The following is a 17,730-nucleotide window of genomic DNA, read 5'->3' on the forward strand; positions in this document are numbered from 1 at the left end:
CACATTAGCAAAAATGAAGGTGCAGATTTGAAAAATACTGATAAACGCAATCGTTTAGGCGATATGATGTTTCATTATCGAGTAACTAAAAATAACATGGTTTTAATTGAATATTACGGAAAACAAATTATGACTTTAAAAGGAAATCACGCTGAAAAATTTTTGAACAAAATAAATCGGGCAAATAACGAAAACGAAAAACAACTTATTATGGCTAAAATTACCGGCAATTTCAAAAGAGGAAATGAACATAATTGAAATCGAATCTCATGTATATTCCGATTATACAGCAAATCTAAAGAAATTTACATTGCTAACATTCCTTTATTATTTATTTTTACTATATAAGCTAACGGCCGATATACTTAGTAATACAACTATACACAACCACGCATACGTATACCCTTTCTCATCTACAATATAACCAAATAAAACAGGTGCAACAATTATAGCAATTTGATTTAGTGTAAGTGCAAAGCTCACTGTCATCCCTACAGATTCTTCACTTGCCGATTCAGCAACTTCAACCATAAAAAGACTGAACCATCCAATTGAAAAAAAACCTAATAATGCACTTACACCATACAATACTCCAATCGTTATTGTATGTATGCTTATAACGAATATTAGAATGAAACCGATAGAAATGCAGACAACTATAAATAAAGGTGTGCTTCGATTCCCCTTATAAAGCAAATCACTAACAGCTGCTAATACAACCCGGCCAATCATTCCGGAAAAGAACAAAATCGAAAATACTTTTCCAGCTAAAATAGGTGTAATTGATTGTTCCATTACTAAAAATTTTATAAAATGCCCAACTAACACCATTTGTAATGAAATCATACAAATACCAGTTATATAAATTGGATACAACTCTTTTTTACACATCACTGCTTTTAACTGCATCCAAAAAGAGAGTTTAATACGTTCTTCTTTTACTTTCTCCTGAACATATGGTTCCTTATAAAATATGAAAAATAAAAACCCTCCAATTATACAAATGCATGCAATAATATTTATCGCATAAGCCACATTATATTTTATTGTAAGAAACGGAATCAATACTCCCGCTAACATACCACCAATCGGTATACCAGCTTGCCTGATCCCCATCGCTAACCCACGATTTTCTTTTGAGAACCATTTTATAATCACTTTACTTCCTCCTGGCTGCGAAACACTATAAAACACTCCTACTAATAAAAGTACAAAGAGTAATCCAGTAAATTCATTTACGGTATTAGTGAGTAAAAGCGAACCTCCTAGTAAAAAAGAACTTATAGTAATTAATAATTTTTCATTATATCGATCAAGTAACCGCCCGACAAAAAGCATACAAAATAGCGGTCCAATATTTACAACACTTACTAACAATCCACTCTGCATATTCGTTAGCGAATATTCTTCTTTCCAAAATAAAGCGAAAGCTCCGACACCATACGTTATAAGTGTTGCTGTTGCTTGAGTAATAGTCGCAAAAATTAACATAATCCACTTATAAGTACTATTCACACGCTCTTCCATTAACATGAAAATCCCTCCATCCCCTTCTATTGTATGAAATTTCTGATATCATATAAAATAAAGATTAATCATATAATCCATCAAAAAAATTGATACCTTGTTCGGAGGAATGATACGTGGACATAAAGGATTTAACTGTTTTTTACGAAGTTGCAAAAGAAAGTAATATATCTCACGCAGCTAAAAATTTAAACTATGTTCAATCTGGCGTAACAATGCGTATAAAACAACTAGAAAACGAATTAGGTGTGCCTTTATTTTATCGAAATGGGAAAGGTGTTACTTTAACTTCAAACGGTGAAATTTTATTATCATACGCAAAACAAATTATCCACTTAATGGACCAATCTGTAAAAGCTATCCAAAGTAACGGAACCGAGCCAAAAGGCATTTTAAAAATTGGATGTACAGAATCTACAACTGCTGTAAGGCTTCCATCTATATTAACGAACTACTATGAGAATTACCCAAAAGTCGAATTTATTTTAGAAACAAATACGACGGAAGAATTAATTCAACTCGTATTAGACCGAAAGCTAGACGGAGCGTTTATCGCTGGAACTACTCAGCATGCTGAACTTCATACAAATGTATTTTGTGAAGAAGAATTAATTCTCATTAGTAAACATCCTTTATCCTCCCTTAAAGAAGTAGGAGACATGAATTTACTCGCTTTTAGTCACGGTTGCTATTATAGAAGTTTATTAGAAAACTGGCTTCAAGAGGAAGGTATTTCACCTAAACGAGTATTAGAATTTGGAACAATTGAGGCAATACTCGCTTGTGTAAAATCCGGTATGGGCGTAGCAATTATGACGAAATCTATTTTAAATGTTCATGCACATGACGTATCATTCAACCCTTTACCAAATAACTTCAAAAAAGTTCCTACTACCTTTATTACTAGAAAAGATATATTTCACTCAGCTGCATTACAAAAGTTTATGGAGCTGATTCACAATGCGTGAAAAGAAAATACGTGGAATGAAACGAAGAACCGAAACATAGAAAAAGGTATACCCAAAACACTGGTATACCTTTTATCCTATCCCACTTATTTTTCTTTTAAAACACTATGTAATCGATCCGGGTAATTTGTAAACATCCCTGTAGCACCCCATTTAATTAACAATCTCATATCTTCTTTCTCATTAATTGTATAAGGGTGAATTAGCAATCCATTTTCCCTAGCCATTTTCATGTATGACTCATCAATAATTAATTCTCCGTTATCATTACGTAAGTTTGGTCCAATACCAACTGCATACTTTTCAATTTCTTGAAAATCATCATTCGTTACACTTTTCGGTTCATGTGTAATACCAGACCATTCAACAATCTCATTGTTATCATTTGGATAATACCATAGCAATTGAACCAATGGAATATTCTCATTCATACTATGAATCTTTGTTAAACTATCTTTGCTAAATGATTGAATCATAACACGGCTAGAAGACATGTTTTGACCTATTAAATTATATTTTTTTAACAAAGCTAATAATTTCTCTTCCATTCCTGGATACACATCTGGTGATTTTGTTTCAATATAATACTTCATGCTTCTTCCGTACTTTTGAAAAATTTCTTCAAGAGTCGGAACTTTTTGACCAATATACTCTTGCTTAGCCTTTTCTGGGTAAGCTTTATTAAACCATGAACCCGCATCTAATTTTTTTATTTCACTTAACGTTTTATCTCGTACTTCGCCTGTTCCATTTGTAGTTCGATCAACTGATGTATCATGCATTGCAATCAATTGACCATCTTTTGTTAATTGAATATCTAATTCCAAATAATCCGCTTTCATTTTTTTCACAAGATCATACGAAGCAAAAGTATGCTCAGGTGCATGTCCACTTGCTCCGCGATGTGCAATATTTAAAAACTTATTCGTATCCCCTTCATGCTTTCCTTCTGATTTCGCATGAACAGCTCCCCCAGCAAAGATACTTCCCATCGTAAAGAAAATAACTAATACGCTAATAATTTTTCTCATCCTTCTAACCCTTCCTACGTTACAAATTTCAACAAGCTAATGCGATTTACACGAAATAGAAGACATACTTTCATTATTTTTATAAGCCTATATTAAAATTCCAATCTTACATATATTCACTCTATTATTGTTTATACAATAGAAAACTCTTGTTATACTATTTAACCCCTATATTCCCTCCCCTTCACATGTAACATATCGCGATAGTACTCCCTATTGTGTATGTCCCATTCAATAAAAAAAGCCATAAATCATTTAGAGGACACTCCTGTATCCCTAAATAAATTTATGGCTTTTCTCAAATATCTCCGGCCTCTATCAACTTGTTGAATTTAATCATACCAAACCTATTAAAATTTGTGAATATTATTTTTTCAATAAAGTGAAGCTTTAATCCGGATGGATTATCCATCTCCTACTGATTATTAGTGGAAGTTTTTACTGCTCATTAATGCAGGATACATTCTGTTCAAATTCTTTATAGTAACTTTCACTTGATATTTACGTATATCTACATTTTACTTAATTACAAATTCTTAGTTTCGTATATCCTTACCTGGAACTTATTTTAAAGTATATTTGAAACTATACTTAACTTTGAAAACATGCATTATATTTTAGACAATACATTTTCTTGAAAAGTACGTTCTTCTTGATCTTCATAACCTGTTGAAACAACTTCTTGAATATCATCATGGTTAAATAAATAAGTGAAATCTGGATTCAGATAGCCTTCTGGATAAGGACATCCCATATAATCGAATTTTCTTACCTCATCCGTTTCTACTTGTTGTTTCCGCCCGAAAATCATGAGTTTCTTTGTACCTTCTTTTAAAATTACAATAGAGCCTATAGGAAAAAGTTGCGAATTCATTGTATGGCCCCTCCTTATTAATTGTTTTTTGCTAAGAATTTAAGGAACCTAGCTTTGTTTTCTGCTTCTTCAAATCAATATATACACATATGTATACACCATATATACTAGACACAACAGCTAATAAAGAAAAGACTAAAATTAAGACCGTCGCTAAAGCATTTTGTGATAATGAACCTATACATATCTGTCCAATAATATATCCCAATCCTGAAAAATAAACAATTGGAGAAATTTTGATATTTCCATTTTCTTCATTGTTTAATCGCTTTAAAAAACTTTTCATTCCAATAGAAATCAATTTATAAATTGTAAAAATGTAAAGCACAAAAGTAACAATAAAAAACAGAGGTGTTTCAATTTTAATAAAAGTATATGCAAGCTTTTGAATCACTATAAAGCTTCCAAAAGAAAAAGTTATTCCCATAAATCCATTATATAAAATGTGTACCAACCTTGGCTCATTTGGTTTACAAAAATACCCATACCCCCATATATTGGCAGTCAAAAGAAAAGGTAAAATTATATATAAGTATATGGTAAAGGTTGGAGGAAATAAAAATGGGGTTAAAATCATAAAATTAATAACTACCCACACCATAACGACACTCGATCTTACACTGTCAGGCATCAATTTCCGAATAATTTGTTCTGTGCTTTTTCCATGGTATTTTTCCATATTAATCTCCCAAAAACTAAAAAATTTTATCTAAAGCTGCTCCGATTCCAGATTTAACTCTATCTTTTATCGAATCCTGTTTACCATCATGATTCCAATCACCTTTGTTAAATTTGATTCCATCAGTTTCTATATTAATTTCTATAAAAACATCCAAGCTTATTCCACTCCAATAAAGGTTCCATTTGCTGCATCACTAATAAGAAATAATGTAAAAAAAACTGCTTGTTTAAACAGTTTTTCACATTATTTCTTATTATATTTTAGACAATACATTTTCTTGGAAAGTACGTTCTTCTTGATCTTCATATCCTGTTGAAACAACTTCTTGAATATCATCATGATTAAATAAATACGTGAAATCTGGGTTAATATAGCCTTCTGGATACGGGCACCCGATATAATCGAATTTTCTTACCTCATCCGTTTCTACTTGTTGTTTCCGCCCGAAAATCATGAGTTTCTTTGTACCTTCCTTTAAAATTACAATAGAGCCTATAGGAAAAAGTTGCGAATTCATTGTCTTTTCTCCTTTCTTGTAAGTTTAGGTTTCTTTTGAGAATATGGTATATTTACATGTCCCGAAGCAGCCGTGGATTGTCTCCTTTCCTTCCTTGACAGTTTAGGCTTCTTTTGAGAATATAATTCTTTTAAATGTCGCGAAGTAATACCTTGTTTTTTGAAATCAAAGTAAAAATACAAATGTGTACTTAGCCCTAGGAAAACAACTGAAATAAATGAAAAAATAACGATTAGCACAATCGCCATAGCTTTTTGGCTCAAAATTCCAATACTAACTTGACCAATCATATAACCTAAACTTGAAAAAAATACAATTTTAGGAATTTTCACACCTTGATTAGTTGTCCCCCTTAAGCGGTCTGTAAAATATTTAATCCAAAATAATTCAGATTTATAAACAATTAAACTATATGCAATAAGCGATAGAATAAAAAATAAAGGAGACTCTATTTCTACGAATTCGTAAGCTAACTTTTGCACAGCTATAAAACTACAAAATGAAATACTTAACGCAACAAATCCAGAATATAGTAAATGTTGCAATTGAGGCTGCCGAGGCTTATGAATAGAAACCCAAATTCCCCATAGATTACATATCACATAAAATGGAAAAGCTGCGTAAGAGTATATATTGTACGGTGGAAATATGAATAAAATGATGAGTAGAAGAAAATTCATGATAACCCACACAAAGGCCCCTACAATATTTCTTATATCAAATGGTATTAATATCCGCATACAATCATCTATGTTGTTGCCATTATATTTGTCCATTATACACCTCATAAAAATTAAAAAATTTTATCTAATACATTTCCAATTCCTGATTTAACTCTATCTTTTACCGAATCCTGTTTGCCATCATGATTCCAATCACCTTTGTTAAATTTGATTCCATCTGTTAACCAACTTATCCCGATAGAAACACCAAAGCCAATTCCGGCTCCAACTACAGTTCCAATTGGTCCCCCAAATGCAGTACCGATTGCAGCACCAGCCAATGCACTAGCAGCAGTAGAACCAATCCCAATTGCTGCATCACCAATAATATCACCAGCTATCTTAGTTTTTGACGCTTTATTTTCAATATTTTCCTTTGTATCATTAATTACATCCCATCCTACAGCTGCATAGCCTAAAACATTTGTTTTTAATTTCAATGAATCTTTAAGAATTTCTTTTGGTGATAAAACATATCTTTTTACATCGTCTATTTGCTTTACTTCGGCTAAAGGTAATTTTGTACGCCTTATCACATTAAGTCCATTTTTATCCTTTAGTACGGTGCGATTTTGAAATCTTACCATTTCTTTTCCTTTTCTATCTGTGTAGGGTGTTACACGCAAGCCTTTATTATGTAAAGATGCCAATTTATAGGCAACTGCACCTTCCGTTACGGTACCCAGTAAAGTAAATGCAGACCCTGCAGGGTTATCCTTCCAATCACCAATATCGCCACCAAACGGTGCGAACCATTTTATATCAATTGCTTCTTCTCCAAATGAAACTTCTTGTTGATCAGCCTTCTCAAAACGATCAGCAGCTTTTCTTAATGAATCACTATGTTCTTTTAAAACGGTCGTTATAGTAGCTAACATTGATCCTGCGTATTGGGATTGATTTAACACAGCATCTCTTCCAGATATCTGGAAAGGCAGATCAAATAACTGCTTATTGATATGTTGATATGTTTCAGATAGCTCATGAGCTGTTTGTTCTATATTAGAAGCCAGTTTCCTTAAATGGGCAGGAGTAACCTTAATTTCACCGCTCACCTTGTTTCACCGCCTAATGATTTAAGATAAAGCACCATTTTTTTATCTCTTCAGTAATTGTAAAGGTATCAAGACAAATAAAATTTGTTTGTGTTTGTTCATTATCTAATACTTTTTGAATTAGCCAATATTGGTTTTGACTATATAAAAACTGAATACAGTCTGTAGACCATGAATCCTTTATATAATAATGAACTTGAACCGTATTTAACTCTTCACGATTATGTATAATGTTTGCTAATTCTGAGGAGGCTTCATCATCTAAGTAAAGTGTCAAGTAGTCTACTAATTGCTTGTGTGATTGAGTTAAAATGTCTTCTTTATATGCAGAAGAAGGAATTTTAAATGTATAATTTGGACGAGAGAAAGTATTTTTAGGCTGTAATGCTTGATATATAAATTGCCAAGCTACCTCTGGTGTCCCGCACTCTTTAAATGTACATTGTTTATCACCGTTAGCATCTGTTATTACATTTTGTATAACTTTTTTTTCACTAAAATAGAAAATGTTTTTTTCTAAAGCGCTGTTTTTATCTATCTGTACTTCAATAACAAATCCTGTAGTTAAACAAATGCGAAAATATTCTAAAAGTTATTTGTTACATAATGTTTCATCTTCTTTTATTATGAGTAGCTCTTCGTTTGTCCACTTCTCGTGCATTACATCTAATTCTTTGTCTATTTCTTCATCTGACCAATTTTCAAAGGGGTTCTCAATTCCAATCATAGTTTCACGGTCAAACATACCAGTTAATACATATACTTCTTTATTTGATAAAATAAGAGGTTCAATAGTCCCACTCCCTAGCGTAATATGTAATCTCTAAGAAATATAATACACTAAAAAAATGACTCAATCTAGTAATAGCCAACACTTAAAACTAAAAACTAAAAAAATTCTAACAACAAAAAGAAAGGAAATTAACTTAAATATATTTTTATAATAATAATGTCTCTTCACTTCATATTTCGTTAATGACTCACATTCCCGTTCATAATAATCAAATTGATTATACTTCTCTAATTTTTCATACAAGCGATTATAATTTTCTTTATTTAAGGTACCGAATTTCTATCTCTATCCAGTCTTTTTCGCTTCTTTCTTTTCAAACTCATCTAACTTCTTATGAATCCATTCCGCGGTAAGTTGCATTCGATTCGGAATGGAAATAGACGTGTCTAGTGCATAAAAATAATCCTATATCGTCCTTTCCTCAATAAGCACTTCGCCTTTAAATTTGACATCATGAAATTGTAACCCTGTTTCAACTTACAATATTTTTACTTTGTAAGCTAAAAAAATAGAAGCATTGTCTTATATAAAACAATACTCCCATAATTATTTAAAAATCACATAATAAATTACCCATTACCTCTCCAAGTACTACATCTGGATTTACTACCGTTTTTCCCGTACGCCATCCTATAAAGCCATCTGGTCTAATTAATACAGCTCCTTCATTCCCTATCCCATATAATTTGCTAAAGATATTTTCTTGAGTAATAAAGTCCCCATTTAAACCAACTCGATACATTTTTATATTTACTCCTAATTTAGATGAAACGTCCTGTACCGCTTGAGCCCAAAGACTATTTTCTGCTCCAGTTAGTAACACAAAGCTGTTACCGAATAAATCAAGTACCGAAATTTCTTTTCCTTCATATGTTCCCCAAAAATGTGGTGCTCGCGTGCCAGGTCTTCCGTTCAACTCTACTATATCCATTCTATGTGGAGTTGCTAAGTCATCTATAATCGCCTTTGAACAATACTGATACCCAGCAGTAACAGCTAAACTATCCATATTACTCAAATTACTTTCATCTCTGCCCGCAGCACGAAATAATATACTACTCGCATGGTCCGTCGTTAATTTCGCAACAGGATATCTCTCTTCATGATACGTTTCTAACAATTTTGGGTTTGCTTTCCCTTTTAAAACAGCCACTAATTTCCAAGCTACATTATGCGCATCTTGTATTCCTGTATTTGAACCGAATCCTCCTGTTGGCGGCATACTATGTGCAGAATCGCCAACTAAAAAAATGCGATTATCTTGAAACTTTGTAGCTATACTTTCAGTCGCTTCCCACGGTAAAACACTTAATATTTCTGACTCAATATTCGTGCTCCCAATTGCTGTTTGAATAATTTGTTTACAACGTTCTATAGTGAAATCCTCTGGTCGTTCTCCTTTTAATGGGTCGTAAGCTACATGATAAATCCATTTTTTTACGTTATCAACTGGAATGAGCGCACCAAGCACCTCTGGATGAAGTACCATTGAAAAACCAAAGGCGTCTCCTTGTATAAATTCACTTAAATCAGCCTCAAAGTAAATATTCATATAATAGCCACCGATTGTACCGCGACCTTCAGTTGCAATCCCTAACTGCTCACGTATTTTACTTTTCGCTCCATCTGCTGCAATTACATAGTCACAATGGATTATACTTTCTTTTTCTGTTTTTCGATCTCGAATAGTTGCTATTACACCGTTTTCATTTTGTTCAAAAGAAGCTAGTTCATAATAAAAAGATAATTCGCCGCCCATTTTTTTCGCGTACTGTAACATCATCTCTTCTAAAGTAACTTGATAACAAGCAGTTTGTTTTGATGGGCTAATCTCTTCCACTTTACGAACTAACTTTTCATTATTTTCATACTGTGCCGCCCTTATTTGTTCCAACTCTTCATTATTTACTTCAGCTATTGTTTGAACCGCGATTCTCCCATGACAATTCTCTAATGATTTACCGGCTAATCTAATGCTTTTTTCTAAACCTAATTCTCGAAATAATTCCATTGTGCGAAATGTGATTCCACCTGCTTTTGGATGAATCGCAGTAGTCTGATGGCGTTCAATAAGTAAGTAATCAACGTTATGTTTTGCGAGAAATAACGCAGACGCTAATCCTGATAATCCCCCTCCAACAATTAAAACTGGTACATGTTTCGATTTCATATATTTTCCCTCCACATATATTCTTCTGAGCTCAGTGACATAAATATAATCAAAAAAACAACAAAAATATAGACTTAAATTTCATTTTGAATTATCATATAGATAGATTACGCCCCAAATTACTTTTTCCCTTTTATACATACACAATTTACGTAAATTGTGTATGTATAAAAGGGAAAAAAGAAGAGCCTTCGTTACAAAACGAAGGCTCTTCTTTTTTAGTACAGTTAAATAGACACAATGTAAGGAAGTCCTTACAATAGATTTCAAGGGGAAATATCATATTATACTTTTCGTTAACTTTACAAAGAATACATAAGTACAAATACATAATTAAAAAATAAAAAAGGAGGAGATAAGATGACTAAAAATAATGAAGCTGGTTGGAATTTAGAAACTAGTTATGCTACATTACCACAATCATTTTATACAGAAATACCCCCAACTCCTGTAAGCTCACCGGAGTTAATTAAACTAAATCATTCATTAGCAATATCTCTTGGTTTTAATCCTGAGGAACTAAAAAAGGAAGCTAAAATTGCCATTCTCGCTGGTAATGCAATTCCAGAAGGAGCTCATCCACTAGCTCAAGCGTATGCTGGACACCAATTTGGCCATTTCAACATGTTAGGAGATGGTCGTGCTCTTTTAATCGGCGAACAAATTACTCCTTCAGGCGAACGTTTTGATATTCAGTTGAAAGGTTCTGGCCCTACTCCATATTCACGCCGTGGTGATGGCCGTGCTGCGCTCGGTCCGATGCTACGTGAGTATATTATTAGTGAAGCGATGTACGCACTTGATATTCCAACTACTCGCAGTTTAGCAGTAGTCTCAACTGGCGAACTAATCTATCGTGAAACAAAGTTACCTGGGGCGATTTTAACTAGGGTTGCAAGCAGTCATATACGTGTTGGAACATTCCAATACGCAGCAGCTCGCGGCTCAATCGAAAATCTCAAAGCTTTAGCTGATTATACGATAAAAAGACATTATCCAGAAGTTGAATCTCATGAAAATCCATACGTTTCATTATTACAAGAAGTTATTAAAAAACAAGCAAACCTTATCGCAAAATGGCAGCTCGTCGGCTTCATTCACGGCGTAATGAACACTGACAATATAACGATTAGCGGTGAAACGATTGATTATGGTCCTTGTGCATTTATGGACAGTTATGACCAAGGAACAGTCTTTAGCTCTATTGACACACAAGGCCGCTACGCATATGGAAATCAACCATATATGGCTGCCTGGGATCTCGCTCGTTTAGCTGAATCTTTAATACCGATATTACACGAAGATGAAGAAGAAGCACTAAAAATTGCACAAGATGAAATTTCAAAATTTAGCGTGCAGTACGAAAACAATTGGTTCCTCGGCATGAAGAAGAAATTAGGACTATTTAGCAACGAGGAACAAGATCAACCACTTATTGAGAAACTTTTAAAAGCGATGGAAAAACATAAAGCAGATTATACAAATACATTCCGTGCATTAACTGACAACACATTAGAAAATGCACCTTTATTTGAAAGTCCTGAATTTAAAGAGTGGCACGAGCTATGGCAATCTCGATTAGAAAGACAAAAAGAATCAAAAGATGATGCCTACAAGCTGATGAAAAATACCAACCCAGTAATCATCCCTCGAAACCACCGAGTAGAAGAAGCACTAGAAGCAGCCGTTAAAGATGGAGACTATAGCGTAATGGAGAAACTCCTTCAAGCTTTATCAAATCCTTATGAATATTCTCCAGAACAAGCGGATTACTGCACGCCTCCAGCGCCGACAAATCGTCCTTATAGGACTTTTTGTGGGACGTGATTGTTTAATATGTAAAAAGTTGTGTTCATACAAGTTGTGTGAACACAACTTTTTTATACATTTCCCTCTCTAACGAAAACAATGAAATGCCATTCCACTAGTAGCTATTCCGCGTAAAAGTGTGTTACATATATGTCACCCTCTTTAGACCAACGAAATCCCCCTATTTAAATCAATTTAGTATATACAATTTAAAACAAATATTGAGAAATAAAAATTCCATTTCTATATATTATTATTTTTGATAGTATTATTTATAAGAATATTCAAAAAGCGAGGGGATTTCATGAACGTTCAACTACAAGGTAATGAACAAGTTACAAAACTATTTAATGACTGGTATTTAGCTATGCTAAAGCAAGATGTTTCACAGGCGACAAATTTAAAGCATAAAATTGAGGAAAAGGAACTAAACTTTAAAGAAGATGACAACTTAGCCTTATACCATTCCCTATTAGATTTTCGATTCAAAGTTTTAACTGATGGTTTAAGCATTACAAAAGACAGTTTTGATAAGATAGATTCTTACGCAATCTCATCTAATCATCCACTTTCTTACTACTATCATTTGTTTAAAGGAATTTATGCAACTTTAACAACAAACTATAACTTAGCTAGCGAACATTATGAACAGGCTAAGTTATTATTAATAAATATCACTGATAATCTAGAACATGCTGAATTTTATTATCGAATGGCGATTTTCCATTATCACTTTTACCAACCAATTGAATCTATTGAATATGCAACTAAGGCTAAAGAGATTTTCGATAAACAAATTGGCTACGAAGTTAAAGTTGGATTATGTAAAAATACATTAGGTGCCTCATTTGTATATTTAAAACAATATGAACAAGCAGAAGAGCAATATAATTCAGCAATACACCTTTTACAAAAATCTGATGAAAAAGAATTAATTTTAAGTGTACGCAATAATTTGGGTTGGTTATACGCGAATCAAAACCTCTCCACACTAGCAATCCGTCACCTATCAGAAGTAACTGAAAAGAAGCCTACACATTTCAAAGCTCTCTTCTTACAAGCAAGAGAACACTCTAAACTAAATGAAATAAATATCGCTGAGGAGTTAATTCAAAAGGGATTAAAAATTTGTATGGACTTAAATAATGAAGAATATATAAATCACTTTAACATTTTAAACTCACTAAATAATAATGTTGCTTCTGAAGAACTAGAAACAATTATTCTTAAAGGAATTACGTATTTCGACAAAGAACTATTATATAACTACACTCAAGAATACTCAGAAAAATTAGCTGTTAAATTTTATGATGAAAATAATCATATTAAAGCAAGTGAATATTTTCATCAGGCATTACAGGCAAAAGAAAAAACATTTGAGAAAGGAGCATTAAAATGATTAAAAAAATTGGCTCTGTCTTTTTAGGACTATCTGTTTTTGGTATTTTGGCTACTGGTATACATAGTTCATTTACATATCAAGCAGGTCATGCTGATCTTCCTGCACCTCAAAGGTCTGACTTTGTTCAATCCGTTGACGTAAGTAAAGACTACAACTCAACAACAGCTGAAAAAGCACTTTAAAAAATGAAAGACCTTCAATTAAGAAGGTCTTTTTAAATGCACTTATTTAGAATGTTTTTCTTTCAAGTAGACTATTTTTCTACAAAAATAAGATTCTCCCTTTATTACATAGAAATTTCTTTCTCACTCTAATTCTCTCATCAACTCCACAATTCCCCTACTCCCCTCACTACCAACTTTCTCTAGTTCTTCTACAACTAACTTTCGCCTCTCCACAGAATGATTTTGACTTAATTTCGCTTTTCCTTCTATTTTATTTATCTTTATTTTGAAGCCAACGATCCCCCTACTTAATCCTTCCACATAATTCGGATCCACCTCATTCAGCGAGTAGGTGCTCTTTGAATTTTCATATTTATGTACTAAATCTTGAAGAGAATTTATTAATTCTTGTTCATCTTCAACAGTTTCTAATTCACCATATACATGCACCGCAACATAGTTCCATGTTGGTACTGCTTTATTTGTTTCGTACCATGACGGAGAAATGTAGCTATGCGGCCCTTGAAATACGGCTAGCACTTGTTGATTCCCACTATCTTTCCACTGCTCATTTTGGCGTGCAAAATGCCCGTATAAAGTAAGTGTTTCCCTATTTAACAATAACGGCAAATGTGTTGCGTATGGTGCTCCGTTATGCTGAGAAAATAAAGTTGCAAAGCTATTTTGTTCAATAATTTCGTACTTCGTCTCTTCATCTTGTATAGCGAAATGCTTAGGTATGTACATAAACTCCCTCTTTTCTTATCTTCTTATTTCCCATTATATTTATGAGATTTATTATTCAACAGGGGCAGATTTGTAATTGTTTTATAAGGTCAGTGCTTATAGAGCACAACCTCTGTTTCAAAAATAATAGGTGGCATAATATGATTTCTGCCACCTTAGTCCACTTTTTTATTGATACAAACTCCTTTATTTAACTATCCTTCTTAGCTTTTTCTAATACACCTTTAATAAATTCCGTCTTACCTGAACTATAACTCGCTCGATCTTTCATAGTTGCTGCTAATTCTCTCTTTAACTGTCCATATTCGATAATAGCATTGGAATTTTCACGAAGATAATCCCGAAACGCTACATGTCTTCTTAACTCTTCACTATCCTTATCGCATACATATAAATGATGTTCCATCCAAATGGCATTCTTTCCATCCCTCGGAACATATTGATCCTTTCTCCCAAAAGCTTCTCCCCCCTTAAAACTCCACTCTTTTTGATGAAAATACCCTATCTTTTCAAGTTTCTTTATTATTTTAGGAAAAACATCATAATTTTCTATTACAACATCGATATCTAATATCGGTTTAGAAGCAAGACCTTTAACAGATGTACTCCCAACGTGCTCTATAGAAAAAATGAGTTCTCCCATTACGTTATTAAGAAACGTCTGTAATTTACAAAATTCACTTTCCCACTGTGTATTATATTTCTCAACAGTAATAAATCGGTTCAATTGCCCCATCCTTCTCAAATCACTTTTATAACCTCTGAATATGAGTGTCCTTAAAATCCGTCTCATACTTCAATCCATACCCAAGCATTCGATCCATCCCAATATGTGCTGTCCATATTAAACCGACCATTAAAATTGAATCCATCTTAAAATAGACCCCTATTAAAACAAGTAATATGGATATGCTATATGTGTGAAATAGATTATAAATTTGTGCACCGACACGATTGTTTATAGCGTACGCTATCATTGCTAAATCAGGCGCCAAAAGTAATACGATAAATAATAACCAACTAAATCCACATAATGCATATATATAAATAGCAGCTAATAAAACGACCAATCCTTCAAGATGTATAATTCGTTTCTCCAAATTTCATCATCCCTTATCTTTTAGCTTAAAAACTTTATTTGGATTCAAAATATTTTGCGGATCAAGAGCCTTCTTTATTTTCTCCATTACCAATAATGCCGCACCATGTTCTTCTTCTTGATACTTTAGTTTTCCTATTCCAACGCCATGCTCTCCCGTACACGTTCCACCACGTTTAAGAGCATACAGTACGATACTTTCGTTTATTTCGTCCGCCTTTTTCACTTCATCTTTATCGTTTGGATCAACCATTAAGAGCACGTGAAAATTCCCGTCTCCTACATGGCCAAGAATACCACCAACAAGACTAACTTTATCTAATGTCTCTTTCGCATGTTGTATTGCGCCAGCTAATTCTGAAATTGGTAAACAAACATCCGTACTCATTAGCTTTTTACCAGGATAACTATGAACGTAAGAGTATGCTAAGTTATGTCTTGCATCCCATAATTTATTTCTCGCCGCTGTTTCAGTTTCAAAAGCAACTTCTCTACATTTATGATCAAAAACAATTTCTTTCGTAAATTCAATATCTTGTTTTAGCCCTGCTTCATTGCCATGAAACTCTATAAATAGCGTTGGTTCTTCTCTATAATTTGTTTCGCTGTAATGGTTTACTTGTTTCATAGATAATTCATCAACAAGCTCGATTCTCGCAATTGGAATGCCAGCTTGCAATATATTTATAACAGCTTCTACTGCATCATTTATAGATGGAAACGACGCTCTCGCAGCCATAACATGTTCTGGTATGCCGTATACTTTTAATGTTAGCTCTGTAAAGCATCCAAGCGTGCCTTCCGATCCTACAAAAATACCATTTAAATGATAACCTGATGATGACTTCGCCGCTAAATTGCCAGTATGTATCACTTGCCCATCAGCAAGAACTACTTCTAAATCACGAACTTGATCACGCATAACACCATATTTCACTGCTGTCGTTCCGCTCGCATTCGTAGCAGCCATTCCTCCTAATGTTGCATCCGCACCAGGATCCACACTAAAAAACAGACCATACTTTTTCAATTCTTTATTAAGCTGAGAACGAGTCACTCCCGGTTGTACTTTCACTAGAAAATCTTTCTCTCTTATTTCAAGTATTTTATTCATTAATGAAAAATCAACCGTAATCCCCTTTTCATAAGGAATTATATGCCCCTCTAAACTGGAACCTACTCCAAATGGAACGACAGCCTTTCCATGCTGACTCGCTACTTTCATTATCTCTCTAACCTCTTCGGTCGTTTTTGGAAACACAACTACATCAGGTAAACTACTAGTATGGTAAGATTCATCTTTACTATGTAACTCTCTTACTGTCGTATTAACAACTACTCGATCTTCTGGAAGTACATCCTTTAATTCATTTACTAAATGTTCAATTGTTATTTCCATAACAAGCTCCCCTTTTATATTATTTACTTCACAATAATTATACCATTTTTATACAAAATAATCAGAATAGTAAGTTTACGTTACTTGTACATAAAAAAGAACTTGCAGCATACGCTACAAGTTCTTTTTTAACTACATTTTAAATGACTTCTTTATTAAAAGCATAAACCAAATTAATGTGAATGCCATCATCGAATGAGAGAATCCTACAATATAAGTTAATCCTTTAAAGTCCGCTCCATTTAGCTGAAGAAGTCCTCTCGCTGCCAGCGAACCTAACATTAAAGTTAATGCGATGTTATGTAAAACAAACCATTTATTAAATCCTTTCACTTCATGAAACGCGAATACTTTTGCTAATCCTAAAGCAATTAAAAAGAAGAAAAAGCCAAGCACAAGCGTGTGTGTGTGCAAAAGATTTAATAGTGTAGATCCTAAAATCCCTTTATATTTTCCATACTCTCTAGCGAATATTCCCGATAGTAAACCTATAATTAAATAAGTAAACGATGCATTATATAATTTCTTCATTATATACCTCCTTAAGTAGAATGTGTAGTGTGTCATATTTAGTAATAATGATAGTTATATAGTAAAAACTCCTAGTTTCCTAGGAGTCATTGTATAAGCATCTCACTCTTTCCAGTTAATTTTAATTATAAAATATCCTTTTATACAAAACAATCGAACTTTATGTGAACAAGTAGAACTCAATTAAAATAACTTGCACTTTTGTTTTGCACAATTCATACTAATTGTTATAACTTTTAA

Annotated in this window: 18 protein-coding genes and 2 pseudogenes; 5 read left to right on the top strand and 15 right to left on the bottom strand. The window is 33.2% G+C overall.

Annotated elements, in window-relative coordinates:
* Positions 1-27: 27 nt before the first annotated feature.
* A complete protein-coding gene (locus tag MR109_RS00345; RefSeq protein ID WP_242270453.1) occupies positions 28-258 on the top strand; it encodes a hypothetical protein in 231 nt (76 codons plus the stop codon).
* 69 nt (positions 259-327) lie between these two features.
* On the opposite strand, the gene MR109_RS00350 is transcribed toward MR109_RS00345, so the two are convergent.
* Positions 328-1,533, bottom strand: a complete 1,206-nt coding sequence (locus tag MR109_RS00350; RefSeq protein ID WP_242270456.1) for an MFS transporter — start codon at positions 1,531-1,533, stop codon at positions 328-330.
* A gap of 110 nt (positions 1,534-1,643) precedes the next feature.
* On the opposite strand from MR109_RS00350, the gene MR109_RS00355 reads away from it, so the two are divergent.
* The gene (locus MR109_RS00355) at positions 1,644-2,495 is read left to right on the top strand and encodes a LysR family transcriptional regulator (protein WP_242270458.1); all 852 of its coding nucleotides are present in this window, start codon (positions 1,644-1,646) and stop codon (positions 2,493-2,495) included.
* 86 nt (positions 2,496-2,581) lie between these two features.
* Here the strand turns inward: MR109_RS00355 and MR109_RS00360 are convergent, their stop codons facing one another.
* The 9 genes and pseudogenes from MR109_RS00360 to MR109_RS00410 form a co-directional block, all read right to left on the bottom strand.
* On the bottom strand, positions 2,582-3,526 hold the full coding sequence (locus MR109_RS00360) for a glycerophosphodiester phosphodiesterase (RefSeq protein ID WP_242270461.1): 945 nt from the start codon (positions 3,524-3,526) through the stop codon (positions 2,582-2,584).
* A 610-nt stretch (positions 3,527-4,136) separates the two neighbouring features.
* Positions 4,137-4,400 carry a DUF4176 domain-containing protein gene (locus tag MR109_RS00365; protein WP_012261358.1) on the bottom strand — a complete coding sequence of 88 codons (264 nt, stop codon included), beginning with the start codon at positions 4,398-4,400 and terminating at the stop codon, positions 4,137-4,139.
* 31 nt (positions 4,401-4,431) lie between these two features.
* Positions 4,432-5,079 (bottom strand): hypothetical protein, encoded by a 648-nt coding sequence (locus MR109_RS00370; protein ID WP_242270463.1) that lies wholly within the window; start codon positions 5,077-5,079, stop codon positions 4,432-4,434.
* A gap of 16 nt (positions 5,080-5,095) precedes the next feature.
* A pseudogene (locus MR109_RS00375) lies at positions 5,096-5,215 on the bottom strand (WXG100 family type VII secretion target); the annotation flags it as partial.
* Positions 5,216-5,335: 120 nt separating this feature from the next.
* Positions 5,336-5,599 (bottom strand): DUF4176 domain-containing protein, encoded by a 264-nt coding sequence (locus MR109_RS00380; RefSeq protein WP_242270465.1) that lies wholly within the window; start codon positions 5,597-5,599, stop codon positions 5,336-5,338.
* A complete protein-coding gene (locus MR109_RS00385) occupies positions 5,596-6,387 on the bottom strand; it encodes a hypothetical protein (RefSeq protein WP_242270475.1) in 792 nt (263 codons plus the stop codon). The genes MR109_RS00380 and MR109_RS00385 overlap by 4 nt, the downstream gene beginning before the upstream one ends.
* Before the next feature lie 5 nt (positions 6,388-6,392).
* Positions 6,393-7,376 carry a WXG100 family type VII secretion target gene (locus MR109_RS00390; protein WP_242270477.1) on the bottom strand — a complete coding sequence of 328 codons (984 nt, stop codon included), beginning with the start codon at positions 7,374-7,376 and terminating at the stop codon, positions 6,393-6,395.
* Positions 7,373-8,121 (bottom strand): annotated as a pseudogene (locus MR109_RS30175) (hypothetical protein). The gene MR109_RS00390 and the pseudogene MR109_RS30175 overlap by 4 nt, the downstream one beginning before the upstream one ends.
* A gap of 598 nt (positions 8,122-8,719) precedes the next feature.
* Positions 8,720-10,339: an FAD-dependent oxidoreductase gene (locus MR109_RS00410; protein ID WP_242270483.1), complete on the bottom strand. Its 1,620-nt coding sequence runs from the start codon at positions 10,337-10,339 to the stop codon at positions 8,720-8,722.
* Positions 10,340-10,699: 360 nt separating this feature from the next.
* Between MR109_RS00410 and MR109_RS00415 the strand changes: the two genes are divergently transcribed.
* From MR109_RS00415 to MR109_RS00425, 3 genes are all read left to right on the top strand, one after another.
* A complete protein-coding gene (locus MR109_RS00415; protein ID WP_242270485.1) occupies positions 10,700-12,166 on the top strand; it encodes a protein adenylyltransferase SelO in 1,467 nt (488 codons plus the stop codon).
* Positions 12,167-12,452: 286 nt separating this feature from the next.
* Positions 12,453-13,547: a response regulator aspartate phosphatase gene (locus MR109_RS00420; RefSeq protein WP_242270487.1), complete on the top strand. Its 1,095-nt coding sequence runs from the start codon at positions 12,453-12,455 to the stop codon at positions 13,545-13,547.
* On the top strand, positions 13,544-13,732 hold the full coding sequence (locus MR109_RS00425; protein WP_242270489.1) for a Phr family secreted Rap phosphatase inhibitor: 189 nt from the start codon (positions 13,544-13,546) through the stop codon (positions 13,730-13,732). The genes MR109_RS00420 and MR109_RS00425 overlap by 4 nt, the downstream gene beginning before the upstream one ends.
* Positions 13,733-13,855: 123 nt before the next feature.
* On the opposite strand, the gene MR109_RS00430 is transcribed toward MR109_RS00425, so the two are convergent.
* The 5 genes from MR109_RS00430 to MR109_RS00450 all read right to left on the bottom strand — a co-directional run bounded on the left by MR109_RS00430 (position 13,856) and on the right by MR109_RS00450 (position 17,490).
* The gene (locus MR109_RS00430) at positions 13,856-14,461 is read right to left on the bottom strand and encodes an FMN-binding negative transcriptional regulator (protein WP_242270500.1); all 606 of its coding nucleotides are present in this window, start codon (positions 14,459-14,461) and stop codon (positions 13,856-13,858) included.
* A gap of 190 nt (positions 14,462-14,651) precedes the next feature.
* On the bottom strand, positions 14,652-15,188 hold the full coding sequence (locus tag MR109_RS00435; RefSeq protein WP_242270502.1) for a GrpB family protein: 537 nt from the start codon (positions 15,186-15,188) through the stop codon (positions 14,652-14,654).
* Positions 15,189-15,213: 25 nt separating this feature from the next.
* Positions 15,214-15,561, bottom strand: a complete 348-nt coding sequence (locus MR109_RS00440) for a DUF4260 domain-containing protein (protein ID WP_242270504.1) — start codon at positions 15,559-15,561, stop codon at positions 15,214-15,216.
* Between the two features lie 6 nt (positions 15,562-15,567).
* Positions 15,568-16,959, bottom strand: a complete 1,392-nt coding sequence (locus tag MR109_RS00445; RefSeq protein ID WP_242270516.1) for an FAD-binding oxidoreductase — start codon at positions 16,957-16,959, stop codon at positions 15,568-15,570.
* A gap of 132 nt (positions 16,960-17,091) precedes the next feature.
* Positions 17,092-17,490: a DUF2871 family protein gene (locus MR109_RS00450; RefSeq protein ID WP_025148126.1), complete on the bottom strand. Its 399-nt coding sequence runs from the start codon at positions 17,488-17,490 to the stop codon at positions 17,092-17,094.
* Between the last annotated feature and the right edge of the window lie 240 nt (positions 17,491-17,730).

This window comes from Bacillus cereus group sp. BfR-BA-01310 (genome assembly GCF_022664325.1).
Taxonomy (GTDB): domain Bacteria; phylum Bacillota; class Bacilli; order Bacillales; family Bacillaceae_G; genus Bacillus_A; species Bacillus_A paramycoides.